The sequence below is a fragment of the Isoptericola halotolerans genome (assembly GCF_045689585.1).
In the GTDB taxonomy this organism is placed as follows: domain Bacteria; phylum Actinomycetota; class Actinomycetes; order Actinomycetales; family Cellulomonadaceae; genus Isoptericola; species Isoptericola halotolerans_B.
In genome coordinates, this window is record NZ_CP140108.1 from 1,544,569 (window position 1) to 1,569,925 (window position 25,357).

Consider the following 25,357-nt stretch of genomic DNA (forward strand, 5'->3'; position numbering starts at 1 on the left):
AAGTTCGCGGTGATGGCGGTGGCGATCCTCCTCTTCGCGGGAGTGATGAGCCTGATCCTCTTCCTGGTGGACCGGCCGCGGCGCATCCCGTCGTGGGTGGTCGCCGTAGGTTTCGTGGGGCCGGCGCTGCTGCTCATCGCGTTCGGGCTGTTGCGTCCCGGGCTGGAGACGCTCTACAACTCGTTCTTCAACCGCACCACCACGGAGTTCGTCGGTGCGGAGAACTACGTCCAGATGCTCACGGTCGGGACGTTCCAGAAGGTGCTGCTGGTCACTGCGGCGTGGGTCATCCTGGCGCCGCTTCTGAGCACCTTGATCGGACTGGTCTACGCCGTGCTGGTGGACCGGGCACGCTTCGAGAAGTTCGCCAAGACGCTCATCTTCGTGCCGATGGCGATCTCGATGGTCGGTGCCTCCATCATCTGGGGCTTCGTCTACGAGTTCCGTCCCGACCAGCCGGGCGTCGAGCAGATCGGTCTCCTCAACCAGGTGCTCGTCTGGCTCGGCCTGCCACCGCAGCAGTTTCTCATCGGTGAGCCGTGGAACACCGGATTCCTCATCTTCGTGATGATCTGGATCCAGACCGGTTTCGCCATGACGGTGCTGGCCGCGGCTATCAAGGCCATCCCGGACGACATCGTCGAGGCCGCGCGGCTCGACGGCCTGCACGGGGTCGGGATGTTCCGCTACATCACGGTCCCGAGCATCCGCCCGGCGCTGGTCGTCGTCCTGACGACGATCGCCATGGCGACGCTCAAGGCCTTCGACATCGTCCGCACCATGACGGGCGGGCAGTTCGGCACACAGGTGATCGCCAACGAGTTCTACACGCAGGCCTTCCGGCAGAACAACCAGGGGCTGGCCTCGGCGCTGGCCGTGGTGCTGTTCGTCCTGGTGATCCCGATCGTCGCGTACAACGTGCGCCAGATGCGCAGGTCGGAGGAGATCCGATGAGCACCACTCCCGCCGTCCCGGCCTCGGTACCCCGGACCGAGGACACCGGGCCGACCAAGCCGCGCAAGCTGAGCCGGCTCGAGAAGCGCGCGATCGCGACCAAGGGGCGCCTCACGTCCCCCTGGGCTTCCCTCACCGCGGTGATCCTCGCGGTCCTCTGGACGATCCCCACCGTCGGGCTGCTCGTGACGTCCTTCCGGTCCGAGATCGACATCCGCACCAGCGGCTGGTGGACCGTGCTGCCGGGCATCTTCTCCGGGGAAGCCGAGTTCACGCTCGACAACTACAACCAGGCTCTCTACGGCAACGGCAGCAACCTGTCGGAGGTGTTCGTCAACACCTTCGTCATCACGATCCCGGCGGTGGTCATCCCCATCACGGTGGCGCTCCTGGCTGCCTACGGGTTCGCCTGGATCGACTTCCGGGGACGCGACCTGCTGTTCGTCGGCGTCTTCGCCCTGCAGGTCGTGCCCATCCAGGTCACCCTCGTGCCGCTGCTGACCAACTACAACCAGTGGGGCATGCAGGGCTCGTTCTGGACGGTGTGGCTCTCCCACTCGATCTTCGCGCTCCCGCTCGCGATCTTCCTGCTGCACAACTTCATGAAGGACATCCCGCGGTCCCTCGTGGAGGCGGCTCGGGTCGACGGCGCGGGGCACGTGAAGATCTTCTTCCGGGTGCTCTTCCCGCTGCTCGTCCCAGCCATCGCGGCGTTCGGGATCTTCCAGTTCCTGTGGGTGTGGAACGACCTGCTCGTCGGGCTGACGTTCGCGGCTCCGGAGTACCGGCCGCTCACGGTGGCGGTCGCCGAGCTGGCGGGCTCCCGCGGTGGCGACTGGCACATCCTCACGGCCGGGGCCTTCATCGCGATGGTCGTGCCGCTCGTCGTGTTCCTGCTGCTGCAGCGGTACTTCGTCCGCGGGATGCTGGCGGGGGCGGTCAAGGGCTGAGTCAGCTGGGTGCTGCGGGCACGGAAGAGCCCCGCGACGTCGCGTTCACGCGCCCCAGGGGGCGCTCCACTTCGGGAGATGACGACGTCGCGGGGCTCTTCCGTGCCCGCAGCCGGTTCCGTACCTCCGCCTTGCAGGGGACGAGGTCGGGCAGGCGGTGGTCAGACGGCGGGGGTGGAGGGGGCGGCCTTCGGGTCGGGGCCGTACTGGTTGGGGCCCTGCGTGCCCTCCAGGGCGCAGAAGACGAGCACGAGGATGCCGCCGACGAACGGGACGAAGGCCAGCAGCAGGAACAGGCCCGACTTGTCCTGGTCGTGCAGGCGGCGGACCCCGGCCGACAGGATCCCGATGAAGACGTAGACCCAGATCGCGAGCAGCGCCAGGCCGAGGACGATCCCGACGACGGTCGTCAGGGCCTGCACGTCGATCGCGGTCATGATCCCCACGACGACGCTGAACACGATGCCCGCGGCGAACATGACGAGGAACGCGAACAGGTACCACCACCAGAACTCGGAGCGCCGCGCACGGCCGGTGAAGTTCGTGAGGTTGCTGCGGACGGACCGGACGGCTTCGCCGAAGGACATGGTTCCCCCTGGGGATCGATGATGTCGTCACGGGTGTGCCGACCGCAGGCGAACCTAGAGGACGTGATCACCCGTCGTCCAGGACATCGCCGCGATTCCTCCACATCTCCCGGGATGTGGACGTCCGCACGGACGCCTCGGGCGTAGGCTCCCCGGGTGCCCGACGCCACGACTCCCGTCCCGCCCGGTCCGCCGTCGTCCGCGGCACCGCGCGGTGTCGATCGCGTCCCGGCCCCGGCGCTGTTCGTCGTCTCGGGCCTGACCCTCTACCTGGGCGCCGCCGTCGCCGTCGGGCTCTTCGACACGCTGGGCGCACCCACCGTGAGCTGGTGGCGCATCGTCCTGGCCGCCGTCGTGCTGCTCGCGTGGCGCCGTCCGTGGCGCCGCCGGTGGACCCGGCACGACGTCGTGGTGGCCGGTCTCTTCGGCACGGCGCTGGCCGCGATGAACATCGTCTTCTACGTGGGCATCGACCACCTGCCGCTCGGCGTCGCGGTCGCGATCGAGTTCACGGGACCGATCGCCGTCGCCGCGATCACCGGACGGGGGTGGCGCGAGCGCGGCGCGATCGTCGTCGCCGCCGGCGGGGTGGTCCTGCTCGCCGGCGTGACGCTGGAGGGCGACCTCCCGCGGTCCGACGTCGTCGTCGGGCTCGTCGCGGTCCTGGCGGCGGCAGCATGCTGGGCGGGGTACATCGTGCTCGGCAAGCGGGTCGCCGGGGCCGCCGGCGGCGGCGCGGGGATCGACGGGCTCGCGATCGGCATGGCCGTGGGTGCCGTCGTCTTCGCGCCGTTCTTCGGCTCGTCGGTGCTCGAGGTCGTGCCCGACGTCCGGCTCCTGGCCCTCCTGCTCGCCGTCGCCCTGTGCTCGTCGGTCGTGCCGTACGTGCTGGACCAGCTCGTGCTGCGCCGGGTGGGGACGGCCACCTTCTCGGTGCTCCTCGCGATGCTGCCGGCCACGGCGACCGTGATCGGCGCCGTCGTGCTGCAGCAGGTCCCGTCATGGCCGGAGATCGCGGGCCTCGTCCTCGTCTCCGGGGCGATCGTGATGACGGCCGGCGGCCGCGAGTAGCCCACCCGCTCAGGGGACGAGCAGCACCTTGCCGAACACCTCGCCGGACTCGAGCAGGTCGTGAGCCGCCTGTGCCTCGTCGAGCGGCAGCCGTGCGTGCACCACCGGGCGCAGGCGCCCGTCGGCGATCATCGGCCAGACGTGCTCGCCGACCGCCGCGACGATCTCCGCCTTCTCCTCGGCGCTGCGCGAGCGCAGCGTCGTGCCGGTGACGGTCGCACGCCTCGCCATGAGCCGGGCGAGGTCGAGGTCGCCCGTGCGGCCCTGCTGCAGCCCGATCACCACGAGCCGGCCCCCGGGGGCGAGGAGCCGGACGTTGTCCGGCAGCCCGCCGCCTCCTAGCACGTCGAGCACGACGTCGGCGCCCCGGCCGGCGGTCGCCTCCCGGACCGCGGAGACGACGTCCTCGCTGCGGTGGTCGACGACGGCGCTCGCGCCGAGGTCGCGGCAGCGTGCGGCGCGCTCGGGCCCGCCCGCCGTCGCCACGACCCGGGCACCGAGGGCCGCACCGAGCTGGACCGCGACGCTGCCGACGCCGCCCGAGCCGCCCTGGACCAGGAGAGTCTCGCCGCTGCGGAGCCGGCCGGTGTCGACGAGGTTGGTCCACGCCGTGCACACCGCCTCGGGGAGGGCCCCCGCGTCGACCAGGTCGAGGCCGGCGGGCAGCGGCAGCGTCTGGTCGGCGCGGACGATCACCTGCTCCGCGTAACCCCCGCCCGCGAGGAGCGCGACGACCTCGTCGCCGACTCGCCGGGTCGACACGCCCGCGCCGAGGCGGCGGACCGTACCGGATATCTCGAGTCCCGGCCACTCGGGTGCACCGGGCGGCGGAGGGTAGAGTCCGGCGCGTTGTAGCAGGTCAGCACGGTTGACGCCACTGGAAGCGACGTCGACCAGTACCTCCCCGGTGCCCGGTTCGGGTAGGTTGACGGCTGTTGTGGTGAGTTTCCCTGCGGGGCCTTCGCCCGATATCGTGACGGCTCGCACAGTCATGGAGGCTACTCGCCGCGCGGTGCCGAGCGACGAGAGCGGTCCCAGCGAGTGCGATGAACATCGGAGTCGAGAGGCTGGACGCCCCTCTGCTCCGAACGATCAGTGATGGAGAGAGGTCCCCATGCTCCGCAGGTTGGGCGTTCGCGGGAAGATCCTTGCGACACTCGCCGTGCCGATCTTCGTCCTACTTCTGGCCGCCACGTACATCTCGTGGGGCGCGCTGCAGGACGCGGTCGAGGCCGACCAGACGTCGGGACTGGTGGACAGCCTCGAGCTGCAGGACCGGGCCGGCACCGCGATGGCGTCCGAGCGAGCGCTGGCGGTGGCCATGCTCAACGGTGTCGAGGACGCGAAGGACCGGCTCGTCGAGGCGCAGGAGCAGACCGACGAGGCCGTGGACGCCCGTAACGAGGCGTTCCGCGCGCTGGACACCGACCGGCTGAGCACGAACGTCCGCGACGCGATCAACGCGACGCTCGAGGACCGGCGTGCCGTCGACGCCCTGCAGACCGACGTGATCGCGGGCCAGATCCAGCCGGCCTCCGCGACGGCGCAGTACAACGAGCTGATCGAGCGGGCCCTCGACGTCCCGCGCGCGCTGTCGGCCGCGTCGACCGACTCGACGCTGGCCGAGCACCTCAACGCCTACGTCGCCATGGACGAGGCGATGCTCGCGAACACCTACGAGCGGCCGATCGTGGCGCTGGGCATCGCGAACGCGGCCAGCGCGGACACGGCGGAGGACCGCAACGCCGACCTCATGAGCCAGATGGTCACGGCGCTGAACACCACGGACGACCTCCGGGCGGCAGCGCAGGACCGCGTCGACCGTCTGGGCCTGGACATCCAGCTCCCGGAGTACTCCGAAGAGCTGGACAACCTCCGGTTCCAGCTCCAGTACCTCGACTTCTCCCGGCTCGACCAGGGCGATGCGGCGAACTGGGCGGAGCTCTCCCAGGCCTGGATCGCCGAGATGCAGCTCGTGCGCGACGAGGTCCGCGCGGCGACCGTCGACTACGCGCAGGGCGAGTCGTCGACGGCCCGCACCCAGGCGCTCGGCACGCTGGCCGTCACGTTCGGTGTCGTGCTGCTGTCGCTCCTCATCGCGCTCGTCATCGCCCGCCGGATCGTCACGCCGCTGCGGCGTCTGACCATCGCGACGGCCGACGTGCGCGAGCGCCTGCCCCAGATGGTGGAGCAGATGGCGGTGCCGGGGCAGTCGCCCGACATCGACCTGGTGCAGATCCCCGTCGAGTCCGAGGACGAGATCGGCCGTCTGGCCTACGCGTTCAACCAGGTGAACGAGACGACCATGGAGGTGGCCCGGGAGCAGGCCGCGCTGCGTGGGTCCATCGCCGAGATGTTCGTCAACGTCGCGCGTCGCGACCAGGTGCTGCTGAACCGTCAGCTCGCGTTCCTCGACGAGCTGGAGCGGTCGGAGGAGGATGCGAGCACGCTGTCGAACCTCTTCCGCCTCGACCACCTCGCCACCCGGATGCGGCGCAACGCCGAGTCGCTGCTGGTCCTGGCCGGCATCGACTCCGGTCGACGGGTGCGCAACCCGATGCCGGTCTCCGACGTGATCCGGACCGCCTCGTCGGAGATCGAGCTCTACGACCGCGTGCGGCTGAGCCTGCACGCCGATCCGCACATGCTCGGCCACAACGCGCTGAACGCGGCGCACCTCATCGCCGAGCTGCTCGAGAACGCGACGATGTTCTCCGAGCCGCACACGCCCGTGGAGGTCTCGACGACCCGTGACGAGCGCGGCGTGGTCGTCACGGTGCGCGACCACGGTCTCGGGATGTCGGCGGAGGAGCTCGCGGACGCGAACACGAAGGTCGCCTCGACCACAGCCTCGGACGCGGTGGGCGCCCAGCGCCTCGGCCTCTTCGTGGTCGGCCGCCTGGCCGTCCGGCTGCGTGCCGTCGTCGAGTTCAGCGCGGGGGCGAACGGCAAGGGCACCACCGTGACGGTGGCGTTCCCGCCGGAGCTCTTCCTGTCCGACGAGGCGGTCCCGCTGCCGCAGCCGACGGACCCGCTCGCGACGTCGACGCAGCAGGCGGTCGCCCAGTTCGGCCAGGAGCCGGCGCAGGGCGGTCTCGCCGACGCCGTCCCTGCGACGGTCCCGGCCGACCCGCGGGGTACCTCGAGCCCTGCGGCTCCGGCGCCCGCCTACGCACCCGAGCCGCAGTTCACGAGCGACGCCCCGCGCGCCGAGACCTCGTCGCTGGCGATGCCGGACGCCCGCCCGCGCCCTGCCGACAACGCTCCAGCCCGCTCGGGGTTCGGCCTGGCGGAGCCCGAACCGCCGACCGCCGAGCCGGTGGACATCGACGCCCTGACCGACGGCACGACGCGCACCGGGATGCCCCGCCGCCGTCGTGCGGACGAGGGGCCGCCGACCGAGTCGATCGTGCTGCCGCCGCTCGCCACGCCGCACATGGACGAGTCCGCGCAGGCGGCGGCCGAGGACGGGTCGTGGACGCCGCCGGCCGAGGTCGCGCCGGCCGGCAGCTCGTTGCCCAGCCGCCAGCGTCCCGCTCCCGGGACGCAGGAGCCCGACGCCCGCTCGGGTTCGCTGCCGCTGCTGCCGCAGGACGAGCCGGTCGCCGCGCCGATCGAGCCGGAGCAGCGCACGGGCCTGTTCTCGAGCTTCCGTTCGATGGAGCGGCTCGAGGGCTCTCCCACCGAGGGGACGTTGCAGCTCGACGCCGTGACGGACGACCCGGCGGACGTGCCGGTCGACCTGAGCCCGTCCGAGGCGAGCACCGACTCGGTCCAGTCGCCGGCCGGTGGCGCCGAGGTGCCGGTGCGGGACGTGCCGGCGAACGACGTGCCGGTGCAGGACGTGCCGGCCGGTGCCTCGGCTACGCCGGAGGACGAGGGCTACACGACCCTCCCGGCGTTCGAGGACCTGATGTCCGACCTGCCGACCCGGCGGGCCGACGCCCCGCAGCAGCAGAGCGCACGGAAGCGTGGCCTCTTCGGCCGCAAGCCGGCGGTCGAGGAGACCGCCGCGGCTGCCGCGGACTCGGTCACACGAGGGTCCGGGGCACAGCCGGTCGGATCGGTCGGTGGTGTCGACCCGCTGACGACGCCGACCCTCGCGGTGCGGCAGGAGCCCGACGCCGAGGTGGCGGGACGTCCGGCACCTGCGCCGGCCCCGGCGAGCACCGGCTGGCCGGACCCGACGGAGGCTCCGAACCCGCGCCCGTTCGTGCCGGAGCCTGCGACGGCCCCGGCCCCGGTGGCCTACCAGCCGCCGGTCGTGGAGGACGTGCCCTACGCGCCGCCGCCGCAGCAGACCGAACCAGCACCTGTCGCCGCCGAGCCGGCGCAGCCGGCTCCGGCGTTCGCGGCGTCGGCGGACGAAGGCCGGCCGGTGGCCAGGTCCTACAGCGAGTCCGTCCTGCCGCTGCGCTCTACCGGGGAGGCCAAGGCCGACCCGCTCGACCCCCAGTACGTGCCTGACACCGTCGAGGCGCGCTCCGAGTGGATGGCCTCGGCCGTCCTGTACGAGGAGATGTCCACGCTCATGCAGCGTGGTGTCTTCCAGGAAGAGAACGTGACGACCAGCAACGAGGAGCAGACGTACCGACCGACCGCGGTGGCTTCGGAAGCCGTGAACGGCTTGACCCGCCGGAGCAGGACCGCTGACCAGCCCGCCTCGGCGGACCGGTTCTCGGCCCGCATCGAACGTGATCCGGAGCAGCTGCGCGCACGGCTGTCGGCCTTCCAGTCGGCAACCGCCCGTGGCCGTTCCGAGGCAACCGGGTGACGGGGCCTCGACGGATGACCCCTTGACCGTGAATGATGTCCCCTGGATCGTCTCCGCAGCAGCGGTGACCTGCGCACTCAGCGCACCTGACGAGGAGGAAGCGTGACCCTCAGTACTGAAGCGACCAACTTCGGGTGGCTTCTCGACAACTTCGTCCGGACCGTGCCCGGCAGCCGCCACACCCTCGTGGTGTCGGCGGACGGACTGCTCATGGCGATGTCGGACCACCTCGACCGTGTCAGCGGCGACCAGCTCGCCGCGATCGTCTCGGGGATGTCGAGCCTCACCCGTGGTGCGTCGCGCCAGCTCAGCGGTGGCAACGTCCGGCAGGCCATCATCGAGATGGACAACGGGTACCTCTTCCTGATGAACGTCTCGAACGGTTCGGTCCTCGCCGTCGTCGCCGAGGCGAGCTGCGACATCGGGCTCATCGGCTACGAGATGGCGTTGCTGGTCTCGCGGACCGAGGCGACCCTCACCCCGCAGCTCATCTCCGAGATGCGAGGCAGCCTTCCCGTCGACGGCACGACGCGCTCAGCGCAGGTTGGATGAGATAGAGGATGACGCACGCACCGTTCGGTTCCCTGGGCTCGCACTCCGCGGATGGCTACGAGGCTTCCACGGTGCGTCCCTACGCGGTCACGGGTGGCCGGGTCCGCTCCTCCCTGTCCGACCTGCCTCTCGAGGCGCTGGTCGAGGTGATGCCCGGGGCGGTCAGCAGCTTCGGTCTCACGCCGGAGAAGCGCGCGATCCTGCAGCACGCAGCGCACACCTACGTGTCTATCGCGGAGCTCTCCGCCCTGCTGAAGCTACCCCTCGGGGTCGTCCGCATCCTCGTGGCGGACATGCAGGAGGAGGGCCACGTCACCGTGCACACCTCGGCCCCGGTCAACGTCCACACGGGCCACGGCAGCAACCACTCGGGGCTTTCCCTGAGCGTCTTGGAGAGTGTTCTCAATGGCATTTCCACCCTCTGACAGCGCGTCGCCCGGTGGGTCCGCCGGCCTGGCCCCGAGCTGGGCGCCGGTCTCCTCACCGGCCGGCGGCGGCTCGCCGTCGCCCTTCGGCGTGACGAACACCGGCACGCCGGTCCGGCAGAGCGTGCTCGGTGGCGCGCCACGGACCGAGGCCGACGTGCAGGCTGCCCCGCAGGGTGGCGGCGGTCCGCAGGCGCCGGCGACGTCCAGCGCTGTGCAGGGCACGGCCGCACCCGGACCGTCGAACGGTGGGCCGGCCACGGCGTCGACGGCGACCAACGGTGCGGTGGGGCAGCAGACGGCACCTGTGAGCCAGGCACCGCAGCAGCCCGCTCCCGGTGGACAGCAGCAGCAGGCGCCGGCAGCGGCGGCCGGACCCGAGTCCGGCGCTGCTGCGCCGACCGTCACGAAGATCGTGGTGGCCGGCGGCTTCGCCGTGGGCAAGACGACCTTCATCGGTTCGATCTCGGACGTCGAGCCTCTCAACACGGAGGCGGCGATGACGGAGCACTCCGTCGGTGTCGACGACGCAGGCGGCGTGACGGACCGCAAGACCACGACGACGGTCGCGATGGACTTCGGGCGGGTGTCGCTGCCCGGCAACCTTTGGCTGTACCTGTTCGGGACTCCGGGCCAGGACCGCTTCCTGTTCATGTGGGACGACCTCGTGCGCGGCGCGATCGGCGCGGTCGTGCTGGTCGACACGGACCGGCTCGAGCAGTGCTTCCCGGCCATCGACTACTTCGAACAGCGCGGCGTGCCGTTCGTGGTGGGCGTCAACTGCTTCGACGGTGTGGCCAAGCACCGCCTGGAGGACGTGCGGGAAGCGCTGCAGATCCCGGCGCACGTCCCGATGCTCTACACGGACGCGCGGTCCCGGGCGGCCACGAAGCAGACGCTGATCTCCCTGGTGCAGCTGGCGATGCGGCAGCTTCGCACGGGCGGTTCCGCGAGCTGAGGTCCGACGGCGGTCGGTCGGTGGGCTCCGGCCCATCGACCGGCCGCCGTTCGTGCTGTGCGGCCCCGGCTAGACTGCGGGGCCTGGGAGGGCTGACAGAGCGGCCGAATGTGACGGTCTTGAAAACCGTTGTGCGGCAACCCCGCACCGGGGGTTCGAATCCCCCGCCCTCCGCCGGGACGCCGGGTCGGCGCGCACCGTGGGTGCCGACCCGGCGGACGGTGACCGGCGCAGGCTTTTGCCCCGCAGCCCCTCCGACGGGTAGTCTGGGCGCCGCAGCACAGGCGTCGTTGACGGCCGCTGCGAGGAGACGTCGCATAGTCTGGTCTAGTGCGCCACCCTGCTAAGGTGGTAACGGGGCAACCCGTTCGGGGGTTCAAATCCCCCCGTCTCCGCCAGGAAGGCTCCGGAGCTCGACGCCCGGGGTCTTTTCTGTGGCTCGAGGACGCCGGGCACCGCTCGTGGTGTCCGTCACGATGGTGGTCCCCGGTTTGGGGATCGGCATCCGGCACGGTAGTGTTCTCGTCGGCCGGTGCGACAGCATCGGACAGTCTGCGCCCGTAGCTCAACGGATAGAGCATCTGACTACGGATCAGAAGGTTGGGGGTTCGAATCCCTCCGGGCGCACAGCGAGAGAACGGCTCGATCCTGACGGATCGGGCCGTTTCTCGTTGTCGACCCCGTGGGGTGGTTCCGCAGCGAGGCCCACCGACGACGGCGAACCCGCGTCGGGTGGAACAGACCTGGCCCCGGCCTGTCGCGATCGACGCGGCGGGCGACCCGGACTGCGACGGAGCAGTGCGGGTCAGACGCTGCACGACGCACGAGAGGGTGAACGATCGCATGAGCGATCAGACCTGGACGACTATCGCCATCGTGGCCTACCTGGCCCTGATGCTCGGCATCGGCTACGCGGCCTTCCGCCGGACGAACGATCTCGACGACTACATGCTGGGCGGCCGCCGGCTGCGCCCCGGCGTCGCGGCTCTGAGCGCCGGAGCCTCGGACATGTCGGGCTGGCTGCTGATGGGGCTGCCCGGCGCCATCTACGTGGCGGGTCTCGTGGAGGCATGGATCGCCATCGGGCTGACCATCGGCGCGTGGCTCAACTGGAAGTTCGTGGCGCCGCGCCTGCGGGCCTACACGGAGGTCTCGAACAACTCGATCACCATCCCGAGCTTCTTCGAGAACCGACTTCGTGACACGTCGCGACTGCTGCGCGTCGCCGCCGGTGGCATCGTGCTGGTGTTCTTCACCTTCTACGTCTCGTCGGGCATGGTGGCCGGGGGGACCTTCTTCGAGAGCTCGTTCGACCTGAGCTACACGACGGGTCTGCTGGTGGTGGCCGGCGTGACGCTCGCCTACACGCTGTTCGGAGGCTTCCTCGGGGCGACGTGGACCGACGTCGCCCAAGGAATCCTCATGCTGCTGGCGCTGGTCGCGGTGCCGATCGTCGCCGTCGTGGAGATGGGTGGCTGGGACGTCGTGCGCGAAGGGATCCTCGCGGCGGACACGGAAGCCGCTGCCGACCACCTGTCGTTCGTCGCCGGCGCGTCGGTCTCGGGCATCGTCTCGGCCCTCGCCTGGGGGCTCGGCTACTTCGGGCAGCCCCACATCATCGTCCGCTTCATGGCGATGCGGTCGCCCGCGGACGCCACGATGGGCCGTCGGATCGGCATCTCGTGGATGATCCTGACCGCCGCGGGCGCCGTCATGACGGGACTCATCGGGGTGGCGTACGTGAACGTCAACGACGTGACGCTCGACAACCCGGAGACCGTCTTCCTGTTCCTCGCCCAGACGCTCTTCCACCCGGTGGTCGCAGGGCTCGTCCTCGCGGCGGTCCTCGCCGCCATCATGTCGACGATCTCCTCGCAGCTCATCGTGTCCTCCTCCGCGCTGGTCGAGGACCTCGCCAAGATGCTGACCAAGAGGGAGCTGTCGGCGGGCGCACAGGTGATGCTGGGACGCGCCGGTGTCCTCGCGGTGGCCCTGGTCGCCGGCGTCATCGCGCTCGACCGGACGACGACGATCCTGGATCTCGTCGGGTTCGCCTGGGCAGGATTCGGTGCGGCGTTCGGCCCCGTGGTCCTGCTCAGCCTCTACTGGCGCCGGCTGAACCGGTGGGGGGCGCTGTCCGGCATGGTCGGCGGCGCGGTGGTCGCCTTCGTCTGGGGGCAGAGCATGCTGGCGGACTCGCTCTACGAGATCATCCCCGGCTTCGTGGTGGGTCTGGTGGCCGCGGTCGTGGTCAGCCTGGTGACCGGTCCTCCGGGCGACGACGTCGAGCAGGAGTTCCAGGAGGCGCGGCGCGTGGCAGCGGGCGTGACACCGGCGACGGCCGGCTGACCTGCCCGGCAGAGGGGGACGGCGGCGCCCGGCACTGGCCGGGCGCCGCCGTTCGTCGTCGTGCCGGGCACTGCGGCCGTTCCCCGGGCCCCGCCACGCGGGGGAGTGGCGCGCGCCACGTCCGGCCGCGTTGACGCCGGGGCGGGGACCTCTGTAATGTTCTCTGAGTCAGCCCGACGGGCCGACGGACACCGAGGAGACAGCCACTGCGGCTGGGTACCGGTGGCCGGGCCGGGGCTGGAAACCACATCCTTCTGGATCAGTCGCGCTGAGCGCGTTCTGATAGTGTGGGGCGGGTTCGGTTTCCACCGAAATGGCACGGATCGATACGGTTCGAGCGATTTGCCGGGAGAAATTCGAACTGCTAAGTTAGAGGGGTTGCCCCGGACGGGGTCGGAACGGAAAGTTCTGGTCTTGGATGGTGTGCGTCGGTTGTTTGAGAACTCAACAGTGTGCTTGATAGTCAATGCCAAATTTTGAACCTTTTTGGTTCCTTTGGACTGGATTGAACAGCTAGTCTGTTTGGTCTGGCCAGTATCGATAGGCGACTGGTGGCCCCTTGGGGGTCGTTGGTTGTTTTCTCTCTTTTACGGAGAGTTTGATCCTGGCTCAGGACGAACGCTGGCGGCGTGCTTAACACATGCAAGTCGAACGGTGAAGCCCAGCTTGCTGGGTGGATCAGTGGCGAACGGGTGAGTAACACGTGAGCAACCTGCCCTCCACTTCGGGATAAGCCTTGGAAACGGGGTCTAATACCGGATATGAGCATCTGCCGCATGGTGGGTGTTGGAAAGTTTTTCGGTGGGGGATGGGCTCGCGGCCTATCAGCTTGTTGGTGGGGTGATGGCCTACCAAGGCGTCGACGGGTAGCCGGCCTGAGAGGGCGACCGGCCACACTGGGACTGAGACACGGCCCAGACTCCTACGGGAGGCAGCAGTGGGGAATATTGCACAATGGGCGAAAGCCTGATGCAGCGACGCCGCGTGAGGGATGACGGCCTTCGGGTTGTAAACCTCTTTCAGCAGGGAAGAAGGCCTTCGGGTGGACGGTACCTGCAGAAGAAGCGCCGGCTAACTACGTGCCAGCAGCCGCGGTAATACGTAGGGCGCAAGCGTTGTCCGGAATTATTGGGCGTAAAGAGCTCGTAGGCGGTCTGTCGCGTCTGGTGTGAAAACCCGAGGCTCAACCTCGGGCTTGCATCGGGTACGGGCAGACTAGAGTGCGGTAGGGGAGACTGGAATTCCTGGTGTAGCGGTGGAATGCGCAGATATCAGGAGGAACACCGATGGCGAAGGCAGGTCTCTGGGCCGCAACTGACGCTGAGGAGCGAAAGCATGGGGAGCGAACAGGATTAGATACCCTGGTAGTCCATGCCGTAAACGTTGGGCACTAGGTGTGGGGCTCATTCCACGAGTTCCGTGCCGCAGCTAACGCATTAAGTGCCCCGCCTGGGGAGTACGGCCGCAAGGCTAAAACTCAAAGGAATTGACGGGGGCCCGCACAAGCGGCGGAGCATGCGGATTAATTCGATGCAACGCGAAGAACCTTACCAAGGCTTGACATGCACCGGACGCTGCCAGAGATGGTGGTTCCGCAAGGTCGGTGCACAGGTGGTGCATGGTTGTCGTCAGCTCGTGTCGTGAGATGTTGGGTTAAGTCCCGCAACGAGCGCAACCCTCGTCCCATGTTGCCAGCGGGTTATGCCGGGGACTCATGGGAGACTGCCGGGGTCAACTCGGAGGAAGGCGGGGATGACGTCAAATCATCATGCCCCTTATGTCTTGGGCTTCACGCATGCTACAATGGCCGGTACAGAGGGCTGCGATACCGTAAGGTGGAGCGAATCCCAAAAAGCCGGTCTCAGTTCGGATTGGGGTCTGCAACTCGACCCCATGAAGTCGGAGTCGCTAGTAATCGCAGATCAGCAACGCTGCGGTGAATACGTTCCCGGGCCTTGTACACACCGCCCGTCAAGTCACGAAAGTTGGTAACACCCGAAGCTCATGGCCCAACCGGTTCGTCCGGGGGGAGTGGTCGAAGGTGGGACTGGCGATTGGGACTAAGTCGTAACAAGGTAGCCGTACCGGAAGGTGCGGCTGGATCACCTCCTTTCTAAGGAGCACATACTGCTCGCGTGGTGGGGTCTTGCCCTGCTGGTGGGTGGTCATGCACAGCCATCGTAGGCGCCGAACGTGTGTCTGGTGGTTGCTCTGGGTGGAACATTGACTGTTTGCGGTGCGCTGGGTGCGTGCCGGCTGCTAGTACGTCTGCTGCTTCGGTGGTGGGTGGGAACGTGGTCGGTGGTGTCTGGTTCGTCGTGTGAGCACACTGTTGGGTCCTGAGGCAACCGGCCTGCGTGGTCGGGTGACCTTTGATGGATACGGGTCGTCGGTCGGGTCTTCATACCGCTTCGCGCGTCGTGCCGGGTCGCTGCTCCTTCGGGGGTGGTGGTGGGGCAGGTGTGTGGGGGTCGGGTGGGCCTGGTGGCTGGCGGGACCGTCCGTTGCTTGAGAACTGCACAGTGGACGCGAGCATCCCAGATGTTCAAGTATTATTCTTGGATTTCTGTAGCATATTTGTAGTGTGTGTCGAAGTTTAGAAGGGCACATGGTGGATGCCTTGGCACTAGGAGCCGAAGAAGGACGTTGTAGCCTGCGTTAAGCCTCGGGGAGCTGGCAAACGAGCTGTGATCCGAGGGTGTCCGAATGGGGGAACCCAGCCGCAGTCATGTGCGGTTACCTGTACCTGAATTCATAGGGTGCAGGGGGGAACGTCGGGAAGTGAAACATCTCAGTACCGGCAGGAAGAGATATTCCGTGAGTAGTGGCGAGCGAAAGCGGATGAGGCCAAACCGTATGCGTGTCAAGCTGTCAGGCGTTGCGTGTGCGGGGTTGTGGGACCTTTCTCAGATCACTGACATGGTCTGGACCAGTAAGAAAGTCGTGTCATAGTCGAACCGCATTGAAAGGCGGACCGTAGAGGGTGTGAGTCCCGTAGACGAAATGGTGCGGCCTGGTGAAGGGGATCCCAAGTAGCACGGGGCCCGTGAAATCTCGTGTGAATCTGGCAAGACCACTTGCTAAGCCTAAATACTACCTAGTGACCGATAGCGGACAAGTACCGTGAGGGAAAGGTGAAAAGTACCCCGGGAGGGGAGTGAAATAGTACCTGAAACCGTGTGCCTACAATCCGTCGGAGCCTCCTTAGCAGGGGTGACGGCGTGCCTTTTGAAGAATGAGCCTGCGAGTTAGTGCTCGGTGGCGAGGTTAACCCGTGTGGGGAAGCCGTAGCGAAAGCGAGTCCGAACAGGGCGATTGAGTCGCCGGGTCTAGACCCGAAGCGAAGTGATCTAGCCATGGGCAGGTTGAAGCGCCGGTAAGACGGCGTGGAGGACCGAACCCACTTAGGTTGAAAACTGAGGGGATGACCTGTGGTTAGGGGTGAAAGGCCAATCAAACTTCGTGATAGCTGGTTCTCCCCGAAATGCATTTAGGTGCAGCGTCACGCGTTCCTTGCCGGAGGTAGAGCTACTGGATGGCCGATGGGCCTCACCAGGTTACTGACGTCAACCAAACTCCGAATGCCGGTAAGCCAGAGCGTGGCAGTGAGACTGCGGGGGATAAGCTTCGTAGTCGAGAGGGAAACAGCCCAGACCACCGGCTAAGGCCCCTAAGCGTGTGCTCAGTGGGAAAGGATGTGGAGTTGCACAGACAACCAGGAGGTTGGCTTAGAAGCAGCCACCCTTGAAAGAGTGCGTAATAGCTCACTGGTCAAGTGATTCCGCGCCGACAATGTAGCGGGGCTCAAGTACACCGCCGAAGCCGTGGCACTCACACTTTACCCAGCATCCCTTTCGGGGGTTGTTCAGGTGTGTGGGTGGGTAGGGGAGCGTCGTGTGGGCAGTGAAGTCGCAGGGTGACCTAGCGGTGGAGACCACACGAGTGAGAATGCAGGCATGAGTAGCGAAAGACGGGTGAGAAACCCGTCCGCCGAATGACCAAGGGTTCCAGGGCCAGGTTAATCCGCCCTGGGTAAGTCGGGACCTAAGGCGAGGCCGACAGGCGTAGTCGATGGACAAGGAGTTGATATTCTCCTACCGGCGAAGAACCGCCCATACCGAATCCGGTGATGCTGACCACCCCCGAGTACCACCGTCACCTTCGGGTGACACCGGTACAACGGCGTGGGACCCAATCCGGTAGTAGGTAAGCGTGTTAACAGGGGTGACGCAGGAAGGTAGCCCGGCGTGGCGATGGTAGACCACGTCCAAGGTCGTAGCCGGCTTCGTAGGCAAATCCGCGAAGCATATACGGTGAGAACTGACGGTGACCGCACAAGCGGGAATCGGGTGATCCTCAGCTGCCAAGAAAAGCCTCGACGCGAGGTTCTAGCCGCCCGTACCCCAAACCGACTCAGGTGGTCAGGTAGAGAATACCAAGGCGATCGAGATAATCGTGGTTAAGGAACTCGGCAAAATGCCCCCGTAACTTCGGGAGAAGGGGGGCCCGATCCGTGAACACCCTAGCGGTGGGAAGCGGTGAGGGCCGCAGAGACCAGGGAGAAGCGACTGTTTACTAAAAACACAGGTCCGTGCGAAGTCGCAAGACGATGTATACGGACTGACGCCTGCCCGGTGCTGGAAGGTTAAGAGGACGAGTCAGCGTAAGCGAAGCTCAGAATTTAAGCCCCAGTAAACGGCGGTGGTAACTATAACCATCCTAAGGTAGCGAAATTCCTTGTCGGGTAAGTTCCGACCTGCACGAATGGCGTAACGACTTCTCCGCTGTCTCAACCACGAACTCGGCGAAATTGCACTACGAGTAAAGATGCTCGTTACGCGCAGCAGGACGGAAAGACCCCGGGACCTTTACTATAGCTTGGTATTGGTGTTCGGTGCGGTTTGTGTAGGATAGGTGGGAGACTATGAAGCCCGCGCGCCAGCGCGAGTGGAGTCGCCGTTGAAATACCACTCTGACCGCATCGACCATCTAACCTCGGTCCGTGATCCGGATCAGGGACAGTGCCTGGTGGGTAGTTTAACTGGGGCGGTTGCCTCCCAAAATGTAACGGAGGCGCTCAAAGGTTCCCTCAGCCTGGTTGGCAATCAGGTGTCGAGTGCAAGTGCACAAGGGAGCTTGACTGTGAGACCGACAGGTCAAGCAGGGACGAAAGTCGGAACTAGTGATCCGGCGGTGGCTTGTGGAAGCGCCGTCGCTCAACGGATAAAAGGTACCCCGGGGATAACAGGCTGATCTTCCCCAAGAGTCCATATCGACGGGATGGTTTGGCACCTCGATGTCGGCTCGTCGCATCCTGGGGCTGGAGTAGGTCCCAAGGGTTGGGCTGTTCGCCCATTAAAGCGGCACGCGAGCTGGGTTTAGAACGTCGTGAGACAGTTCGGTCCCTATCCGCTGCGCGCGCAGGAAACTTGAGAAGGGCTGTCCCTAGTACGAGAGGACCGGGACGGACGAACCTCTGGTATGCCAGTTGTTCCGCCAGGAGCACCGCTGGTTCGCTACGTTCGGAAGGGATAACCGCTGAAAGCATCTAAGCGGGAAGCCTGCTTCAAGATGAGGTTTCCATCCCCCTCGTGGGGTGAAGGCACCCAGCTAGACCACTGGGTAGATAGGCCGGAAGTGGAAGACAGGACCAACGACTGTCGCAGCTGACCGGTACTAATAAGCCAACAACTTCAACACCAACACTTCTGCTATGCACGCGTCCACTGTGCGGTTCCCGAGAAACGGGCACCACCCCCCACCCACCTTGACCAGGTGGGAACACACGGGGAACCCGAACAACTCGATAACGTTACGGCGGTCACAGCGAAGGGGAAACGCCCGGTCCCATACCGAACCCGGAAGCTCAGCCCTTCAGCGCCGATGGTACTGCCCTGGAGACGGGGTGGGAGAGTAGGACGCCGCCGGACACCCTTCACAGCCAGGCCCCCCACACCACACGGTGCGGGGGGCCTGACTGCATTTCGGGCAGGGTACGGCACGTATCATGCGAAGGGCTCCGCGCGGTGCGCGGCACAGGCCTGAGCGGACAGAGAGGCGGCGTAGGTGAGGATCTCGGCGAAGGCCGACTACGCGGTGCGGGCGTCGATCGAGCTGGCGGCCGTCACGGACGGCGCTCCCGTGTCTGCCGAGGTCCTGGCGTCCGCGCAGGACGTCCCCCACCGCTTCCTCGAGGCGATCCTCCGGGATCTTCGGCGGGACGGGATCGTCGCCAGCCGGCGAGGTGTCGGCGGCGGATACGTGCTCGCGCGTCCTGCGGACCGGATCACGGTGGCCGACGTCGTGCGGGCCGTCGACGGCCCGTTGGTCTACGTGCGCGACCAGAGGCCCTCGGACCTCGACTACTCGGGCTCCGCGGCATCGTTGCTCCACGTGTGGGTGGCGCTGCGGGCGAACGTGCGCGCCGTTCTCGCGCAGGTCACGCTGGCTGACCTGGCCGCCGGGGCGGTGCCCGAGGAGCTGCGCCGGCTGGTGGACGACGAGGAGGCCTGGGAGAACCCGTGAGACGGGATCGATCCCGTCGGGCGAACGACTCCCTAAAACCCGACTGGGCCGATAGGGTATGTCGAGTAATGTCGATCCGTCTCCGGAGGTCACCGTGCACTCCCTCGTACTCCTCGCCCTGGTCGGTCTGGGGGCGCAGCTCGTCGACGGCAGCCTCGGCATGGCCTACGGCGTCACCTCGACGACCCTGCTGCTGATGATCGGCACCAACCCCGCGGCCGCCTCGGCGACCGTCCACCTGGCCGAGATCGGGACGACCTTCGCCTCGGGCGCCTCGCACTGGCGGTTCGGGAACGTCGACTGGCGAGTCGTCGTGCGGATCGGGGTCCCCGGGGCGGTGGGGGCCTTCGTCGGGGCCACGTTCCTCTCGTGGCTCTCGACGGAGATCGCCGGTCCGCTGATGTCCGTGCTGCTCCTCGGCCTGGGGCTCTACGTCCTTTTCCGGTTCACGTTCCGGGGCCTGCGCACCGACCGGGTCGGCCAGCCGCTGCGGCGGCGCTTCCTCACCCCGCTCGGGCTGGTCGCCGGGTTCATGGACGCGACGGGCGGCGGGGGCTGGGGGCCGGTCGGCACCCCGGCGATCCTCGCGAGCGGGCGGCTCGAGCCCCGGAAGGTCATCGGTTCGATCGACACCAGCGAGTTCTTCGTCGCGGTGGCCGCCAGCCTCGGCTTCTTCGTCGGGCTCGGGACAGCCGGGATCGAGGCCTCCTGGGCGATCGCTCTGCTGATCGGCGGGTTGATCGCCGCGCCGATCGCCGCCTGGATCGTCCGGTGGGTTCCTCCGCGGGTCCTCGGCTCGGCCGTCGGCGGCCTCATCGTCCTGACGAACACGCGGACGCTCCTCGGGACCGGGCTCGTGTCGCTGGGAGTGGTCGGCGCGGCGGTCGTCCATGGCGTCGTGGTCGTCGCCTGGGCGGGTGCGATCGTCTACTCGGTCCGCGCTCACCGGAGGGAGACGGCCGGCGAGACGCCCGCACCCGACGACACGTCGTCGCTCGAGCCCGTCGGGTGAAGGACCGGTCTCGGGTGGCAGTTCTCGGCCCCGGGAGTACGGTGGGCGGCACACCAGTCCTGACCGGGCGCCGTGCCCGGGAGATCCGGGGAGTCGTCATGAGCGGGTCGTCGTCGCACCGCACCAGCCGAGCGACAGGTCTGGCCGCGGCCGCCGAGGCGCTGGCCGCCGGCGTCCAGCTCGTCGTGGGCCGGTACCGGGTCGAGATCGAGTCCGGGGTGACCTGGTGGTCCGACGAGGTCTACCGGATGCACGGCCGGGAGCCGGGAGAGATCGAGCCCACCGTCGACCTGCTGCGCAGCCGCACCCACCCCGACGACCGTGCACGGCTGTCCCGGACAGCGGTCGTGGCGTTGCGTGCCGGTCGACCGTTCAGCAGCGCGCACCGCATCGTCGACCCGCACGGGAAGGCCCGCACCGTGGTCGTCACCGGGCAGGCGCAGCACGACGACGACGGCGCGGTCAGCCATGTGGTGGGCTACGTGCTCGACGTCAGCCCGGTGACGAGGGAGGCGCTCGACCGCGAGTCGCACCGGGCGGTGGGCCGGGCGATGGTCTCGGCGGCCGCGGTCGAGCAGGCGAAGGGCGCCTACATGGCGATCCAGGGCATCACGGAGGACGAGGCGGGTGACCGGCTCGGCGAGGCAGCCGCACGGGCCGGCATCCCCGTCCAGGCGGCCGCCTCGCAGATCGTCGCGGCCCTGGCCTCGCACGCGGACCTCGCCCCCCACGACCGGCTCGCCGCGGCGCTGGCCGCCGTGCACACGGTGGAACGACCTCACGGGCACGAGGCGCAGCTCGCCCGGCGCCGTCAGCGCGCCCGGAGCTGAGGGTCGGCGTCCGGAGCGGGCGGCGCCGTCGGACCTACACGACGGAGACGTTCTTGGCGCGCCGGTCGACCGCCTTCGTCACTCCTTGACGGGCGAGGCGGCGGGCCAGCACGGCGACACCACCGGTGACCGCCGCGAACGTGATCGCCTGGACGATCGGGATGTCGTCCGCGTCGAGGTCGATGGGGGCGTCGTGCCCGGTGGCCTTCTCCCAGACGACCTTGATGAGCTTCTGCGCGACCCACCCGGCCGCGAACGTCGCGGCGACCGTCCCGATCTTGACCCCCAGCGAGGGCTCGGACTGCTCGGAAAGCTCCACGGATCCTCCATTACCAGACGGCAGCATCGGACGGTGCCGCGAGCGGCCCGCCCGACGGACGCCACCACCGTAGCGTGCGTGCGGTGTGTAGGCTCGGAGGGAACGACAGGGGAGCGCCACCGAGCGCTGAGAGTGCGGTCCGCCGCAGACCCTCGAACCTGATCCGGTTAGCACCGGTGGAGGAAGTCGGGCTTCTCGATCCCGTGGTCCGCGCACGGCGGGCACGGCCCCCCTTCAGATCCGTCTGAGGAGGACGTATGACCATCCGTACCCGCCGCACCCTGGCGACCCTCGCCGTCGTCGGGCTCGTGCCCGCCCTGGCCGCCTGCACGGGCGACGACGCCCCGGGAGGGCAGGGGGGCACACCGGTCCCGGCGGACTCGTCCGCCGAGCTGTCCGGCACGGTGACGCTGGTCACGCACGACTCCTTCGCGTTGAGCGAGGGGCTCCTCGAGTCCTTCGAGGCGGACACGGGCCTGGAGGTCGAGCACGTCGCGGCGGGCGACGCCGGGGCGCTGGTCAACCAGCTGGTCCTGACCCAGGGGAGCCCGCTGGGGGACGTCGTCTACGGGGTGGACAACACGTTCGCGTCGCGGGCGGTCGAGGAGGGCGTGCTCGAGCCGTACACGCCCGAGGACCTGGACCCCTCGGTGACCGCCCAGGTCGAGGACGGCCTGGAGGGGCTGACCCCGATCGACCGCGGTGACGTGTGCCTCAACGTCGACACGGCGTGGTTCGAGGACGCGGACATCGAGCCGCCGGCCGGCCTCGAGGACCTCACCGACCCCGCCTACGCCGACCTGACGGTCGTCACGAACCCGGCGACGTCGTCCCCCGGGTTCGCGTTCCTGCTGGCCACGATCAGCGCGTTCGGCGAGGACGGCTGGCAGGACTGGTGGGCCGACCTCGCGGACAACGGGCTCCGTGTGACCGATGGCTGGTCCGACGCCTACTACGTCGACTTCTCCGGTGCGGGGGAGGGCGGTGAGCGCCCGATCGTGCTGTCGTACGCGACGTCGCCCGCTTTCACGGTCACCGAGGACGGCAGCGAGTCGACGACGGCGGCGCTGCTGGGCACGTGCTTCCGGCAGGTGGAGTACGCGGGCGTCCTGGCGGGGACGGACAACCCGGACGGCGCCCGGGCCCTGGTGGACTTCCTCGCGTCCGCCGAGGTCCAGGCGGACGTCCCGGCGAACATGTACATGTACCCGGCCGACGAGACCGTCGAGCTGCCGGCGGAGTGGGAGCAGTTCGCACCACTGGCCGACGAGCCCTACGACGTCCCGGCCACGGAGATCGCCGAGCACCGCGACGAGTGGATCGAGCAGTGGACGGCCACGGTCATCGGGTGAGCCGAAGGCGCAGCGAGGGTGAGGGTCGCAGCGGAGCAAGGCACTCGCCCGGAGCGGAGCCGCAGGCTCACCCGATACGGCATCGGGTGAGCCGAAGGCGCAGCGAGGGTGAGGGCCGCAGCGGAGCAAGGCACTCGCCCGGAGCGGAGCCGCAGGGTCGACCGACACCAGCACTGGTGAGCCGGAGGCCCCGGTGGGCGTGGCTGGGCTGGGGCGCCGCGGTCGGCGTCCCGCTGGTGTTCCTCGCCGTCTTCTTCGCGTGGCCCGTGGTCGCGCTGGTCGTCGAGGGGTTCTTCGCCGACGACGGCGCGGGCGGGCGGACGCTCGACCTGTCGGGCTTCGCGGAGGTCCTGAGCAAGCCCCGGACGTGGCGGGTGGTCGGGCAGACGCTCGCGCAGGCGAGCGTCGGGACGCTGCTCAGCGTGCTGCTCGGTCTGCCGGGCGCCTACGTGCTGTACCGGTGCCGGTTTCGTGGTCGTACGTTGCTGCGCGGCCTCGTCACGGTGCCGTTCGTGCTGCCGACGGTCGTCGTCGGCGTCGCGTTCCGCAACCTGTTCACGCCGTCCGGGCCGCTCGGCTGGCTGGGGTGGGAGGAGAGCTTCGCGGGGGTCGTCGTCGCGCTGGTCTTCTTCAACTACTCGGTGGTGGTCCGCACGGTCGGCGGGCTGTGGGAGCGGCTCGACCCGCGGGCCGAGCAGGCGGCCCGCGCGCTCGGCGCCACCCCGTGGCGGGCGTTCCGGACGGTGACGTTGCCCGCCCTGGCCCCGGCGATCGCCTCGGCGGCGTCGGTGGTGTTCCTGTTCTGCTCGACGGCGTTCGGGGTCGTGCTGGTGCTCGGCGGGATGCGGTACGGCACCATCGAGACGGAGATCTGGATCCGGACGACGCAGTTCCTCGACCTGCGCGCCGCAGCGGTGCTGAGCGTGCTGCAGCTCGTCGTGGTGGTGGCGGCCCTGCTCGTGAGCGCCCGCCTGCGTGCTCGGCGCGAGCGCGCCCTGCACCTGACCGGCGAGACGTCCGGCGCGCACCCGCTCGACCTGCGCTCCGCCCGCGACGCGCTGCCCGCGGCGACGACCGCCGTCGTCGTCGGGGGACTGGTCGCGTTCCCGCTCGTCGGGCTCGTGGCGCGTTCGTTCCGGGGGCCGGACGGCGCCTGGTCGCTCGCCAACTATGCGGCGCTGGGGACCACGGGCGGGCGCAACGCGCTGACGGTCACCGTGTGGGAGGCCACGCTGAACTCGTTGCGGATCGCGACGCTCGCGACGCTGATCGCGATCGTCGTCGGGGGGCTCGTCGTGCTCGTCGTCTCACGACGGCCGCGGGCACCCGGGCTGCAGCGTGCGGTCGCCGGGCTGGACGGGGTCTTCATGCTTCCCCTCGGCGTGTCCGCGGTGACGGTGGGCTTCGGGTTCCTGCTGACGCTGGACCGTCCGCTCGGGCTGGACGTCGACCTGCGCACCTCCGGGCTGCTCGTGCCGATCGCGCAGGCGGTGGTGGCGATCCCGCTGGTCGTGCGGACGATGCTGCCCGTGCTGCGGGCCGTCGACCCCCGGCTCCGGGAGGCCGCCGCCGTGCTCGGGGCGTCGCCGGGCCGGGTGCTGGCGAGCGTCGACCTGGCCCTCGCCGCACGCTCGCTGGGCCTGGCGGTCGGGTTCGCCTTCGCGGTGTCCCTCGGTGAGTTCGGCGCGACGTCGTTCCTCGCCCGGCCCGACGCGGCGACGCTGCCCGTGGTGATCTACCGGTTGATCGGGCAGCCGGGCGCGGAGAACTACGGGATGGCGCTCGCGGCGTCGGTGGTGCTCGCGACGCTCACGGCGACCGTCATGATGGTGGCCGAACGGATGCGCGGCGACACCGGAGGGGAGTTCTGATGGCAGAAGCGTCGGGACGTGAGGCGGGTCTGACCGTGCGCGACGTCGTCGTGCGCTACGGGCAGCGGCGCGGGGACGCGGGCACGACGGCGGTCGACGGCGTCTCGCTCGACGTCGCGGTCGGGGAGGTGCTCGCCCTGCTGGGTCCCAGCGGGTGCGGCAAGTCCTCGCTGCTGCGGGCCGTGGCCGGTCTCGAACCGCTGACGGCGGGCAACGTGGCTTTCGACGGGCAGAACCTGGCCGGTGTGCCTGTGCACCGGCGCGGGTTCGGGCTGCTGTTCCAGGACGGGCAGCTGTTCCCGCACCGCGACGTCGAGGGGAACGTCGGCTACGGGCTGCAGATGCAGGGCATGGCGCGGTCAGAGCGCCGGGAGCGGGTGACCGGCCTGCTCGAGGACGTCGGCCTGGCCGGCTACGGACACCGCGCGGTGTCGACACTGTCCGGCGGGGAGAAGCAACGCGTGGCGCTCGCTCGCGCGCTGGCCCCCGGTCCGAGGCTCCTGCTCCTCGATGAGCCGCTGTCGGCGCTGGACCGGCAACTGCGCGAGAAGCTCGCGCTCGACGTGCGCGACACGCTGCGCCGCACCGGGACGACGGCGGTGTTCGTCACCCACGACCACGCCGAGGCGTTCACGGTGGCTGACCGCGTCGCCGTCATGGATGCAGGACGTTTCCTGCAGGTCGACGCACCCGAGCGTCTGCAGGCCGAGCCGGCGAGCGCACGCGTCGCTGAGTTCCTCGGCGTCCCGTCCTGACCGTCGAGCGTCTCTGGGTGCTTGCCGTCCGCGGTGGACGACGCGCACCCAGAGACGCTGGCGATGCACAGGT

17 protein-coding genes, 3 tRNA genes, 3 rRNA genes and 1 riboswitch are annotated in these 25,357 nt (G+C 68.6%); of the genes, 20 read left to right on the forward strand and 3 right to left on the reverse strand.

From position 1 onward, the window contains the following. The first annotated feature begins 12 nt into the window (after positions 1–12). Together UQW22_RS07240 and UQW22_RS07245 are read left to right on the forward strand one after the other, a co-directional pair. The gene (locus UQW22_RS07240) at positions 13–954 is read left to right on the forward strand and encodes a carbohydrate ABC transporter permease (protein ID WP_407320745.1); all 942 of its coding nucleotides are present in this window, start codon (positions 13–15) and stop codon (positions 952–954) included. After that, a complete protein-coding gene (locus tag UQW22_RS07245; RefSeq protein ID WP_407320239.1) occupies positions 951–1,904 on the forward strand; it encodes a carbohydrate ABC transporter permease in 954 nt (317 codons plus the stop codon). Before UQW22_RS07240 ends, UQW22_RS07245 begins: the two co-directional genes overlap by 4 nt. 161 nt (positions 1,905–2,065) lie before the next feature. On the opposite strand, the gene UQW22_RS07250 is transcribed toward UQW22_RS07245, so the two are convergent. Continuing rightward, complete coding sequence (locus tag UQW22_RS07250; RefSeq protein WP_407320240.1) at positions 2,066–2,491, reverse strand: DUF805 domain-containing protein; 426 nt, start codon at positions 2,489–2,491, stop codon at positions 2,066–2,068. A gap of 156 nt (positions 2,492–2,647) precedes the next feature. Here UQW22_RS07250 and UQW22_RS07255 point away from each other — a divergent pair, with 156 nt between their 5' ends. After that, positions 2,648–3,562, forward strand: coding sequence for an EamA family transporter (locus tag UQW22_RS07255; protein ID WP_407320241.1), 915 nt, complete (start codon positions 2,648–2,650; stop codon positions 3,560–3,562). A gap of 9 nt (positions 3,563–3,571) precedes the next feature. Here UQW22_RS07255 and UQW22_RS07260 read toward each other — a convergent pair whose 3' ends face one another. Beyond that, positions 3,572–4,555, reverse strand: a complete 984-nt coding sequence (locus UQW22_RS07260) for an NAD(P)H-quinone oxidoreductase (protein ID WP_407320242.1) — start codon at positions 4,553–4,555, stop codon at positions 3,572–3,574. Between the two features lie 169 nt (positions 4,556–4,724). Here UQW22_RS07260 and UQW22_RS07265 point away from each other — a divergent pair, with 169 nt between their 5' ends. The 14 genes from UQW22_RS07265 to UQW22_RS07330 all read left to right on the forward strand — a co-directional run bounded on the left by UQW22_RS07265 (position 4,725) and on the right by UQW22_RS07330 (position 20,987). Then, the gene (locus UQW22_RS07265) at positions 4,725–8,336 is read left to right on the forward strand and encodes a nitrate- and nitrite sensing domain-containing protein (protein WP_407320243.1); all 3,612 of its coding nucleotides are present in this window, start codon (positions 4,725–4,727) and stop codon (positions 8,334–8,336) included. 102 nt (positions 8,337–8,438) lie between these two features. Continuing rightward, positions 8,439–8,888: a roadblock/LC7 domain-containing protein gene (locus UQW22_RS07270; RefSeq protein ID WP_407320244.1), complete on the forward strand. Its 450-nt coding sequence runs from the start codon at positions 8,439–8,441 to the stop codon at positions 8,886–8,888. An 8-nt stretch (positions 8,889–8,896) separates the two neighbouring features. Further along, a complete protein-coding gene (locus UQW22_RS07275; protein WP_407320245.1) occupies positions 8,897–9,313 on the forward strand; it encodes a DUF742 domain-containing protein in 417 nt (138 codons plus the stop codon). 412 nt (positions 9,314–9,725) lie between these two features. Then, positions 9,726–10,271, forward strand: coding sequence for a GTP-binding protein (locus tag UQW22_RS07280; protein ID WP_407320746.1), 546 nt, complete (start codon positions 9,726–9,728; stop codon positions 10,269–10,271). 86 nt (positions 10,272–10,357) lie between these two features. Beyond that, a tRNA-Ser gene (locus UQW22_RS07285) sits at positions 10,358–10,445 on the forward strand. A gap of 132 nt (positions 10,446–10,577) precedes the next feature. Beyond that, positions 10,578–10,669 (forward strand) — tRNA-Ser (locus tag UQW22_RS07290). 156 nt (positions 10,670–10,825) lie between these two features. Continuing rightward, positions 10,826–10,898 (forward strand) — tRNA-Arg (locus tag UQW22_RS07295). Between the two features lie 216 nt (positions 10,899–11,114). Then, positions 11,115–12,620: a sodium/proline symporter PutP gene (gene putP, locus UQW22_RS07300; RefSeq protein WP_407320246.1), complete on the forward strand. Its 1,506-nt coding sequence runs from the start codon at positions 11,115–11,117 to the stop codon at positions 12,618–12,620. Positions 12,621–13,206: 586 nt separating this feature from the next. Next, positions 13,207–14,733: ribosomal RNA gene (locus tag UQW22_RS07305) — 16S ribosomal RNA — on the forward strand. 475 nt (positions 14,734–15,208) lie between these two features. Then, positions 15,209–18,320, forward strand: a 23S ribosomal RNA gene (locus UQW22_RS07310). 113 nt (positions 18,321–18,433) lie between these two features. Next, positions 18,434–18,550, forward strand: a 5S ribosomal RNA gene (gene rrf, locus UQW22_RS07315). The 16S, 23S and 5S rRNA genes sit together here, the layout of an rRNA operon. A 136-nt stretch (positions 18,551–18,686) precedes the next feature. Continuing rightward, positions 18,687–19,145 (forward strand): RrF2 family transcriptional regulator, encoded by a 459-nt coding sequence (locus UQW22_RS07320; protein WP_407320247.1) that lies wholly within the window; start codon positions 18,687–18,689, stop codon positions 19,143–19,145. Positions 19,146–19,239: 94 nt separating this feature from the next. Then, positions 19,240–20,157: a sulfite exporter TauE/SafE family protein gene (locus UQW22_RS07325; protein ID WP_407320248.1), complete on the forward strand. Its 918-nt coding sequence runs from the start codon at positions 19,240–19,242 to the stop codon at positions 20,155–20,157. A 98-nt stretch (positions 20,158–20,255) separates the two neighbouring features. Next, positions 20,256–20,987, forward strand: a complete 732-nt coding sequence (locus UQW22_RS07330; RefSeq protein WP_407320249.1) for a PAS and ANTAR domain-containing protein — start codon at positions 20,256–20,258, stop codon at positions 20,985–20,987. A gap of 34 nt (positions 20,988–21,021) precedes the next feature. Here the strand turns inward: UQW22_RS07330 and UQW22_RS07335 are convergent, their stop codons facing one another. Continuing rightward, entirely contained in the window at positions 21,022–21,306 is a 285-nt protein-coding gene (locus tag UQW22_RS07335; RefSeq protein WP_407320250.1) for a DUF4235 domain-containing protein, read from the reverse strand. A gap of 97 nt (positions 21,307–21,403) precedes the next feature. Then, a riboswitch (TPP riboswitch) is annotated at positions 21,404–21,508 on the forward strand. A gap of 55 nt (positions 21,509–21,563) precedes the next feature. Here UQW22_RS07335 and UQW22_RS07340 point away from each other — a divergent pair. From UQW22_RS07340 to UQW22_RS07350, 3 genes are all read left to right on the forward strand, one after another. Further along, on the forward strand, positions 21,564–22,658 hold the full coding sequence (locus UQW22_RS07340) for a thiamine ABC transporter substrate binding subunit (protein ID WP_407320251.1): 1,095 nt from the start codon (positions 21,564–21,566) through the stop codon (positions 22,656–22,658). A gap of 176 nt (positions 22,659–22,834) precedes the next feature. Next, positions 22,835–24,529: an ABC transporter permease gene (locus UQW22_RS07345; protein WP_407320252.1), complete on the forward strand. Its 1,695-nt coding sequence runs from the start codon at positions 22,835–22,837 to the stop codon at positions 24,527–24,529. After that, positions 24,529–25,284 (forward strand): ABC transporter ATP-binding protein, encoded by a 756-nt coding sequence (locus UQW22_RS07350; RefSeq protein ID WP_407320253.1) that lies wholly within the window; start codon positions 24,529–24,531, stop codon positions 25,282–25,284. The genes UQW22_RS07345 and UQW22_RS07350 overlap by 1 nt, the downstream gene beginning before the upstream one ends. The last annotated feature ends 73 nt before the right edge of the window (positions 25,285–25,357 follow it).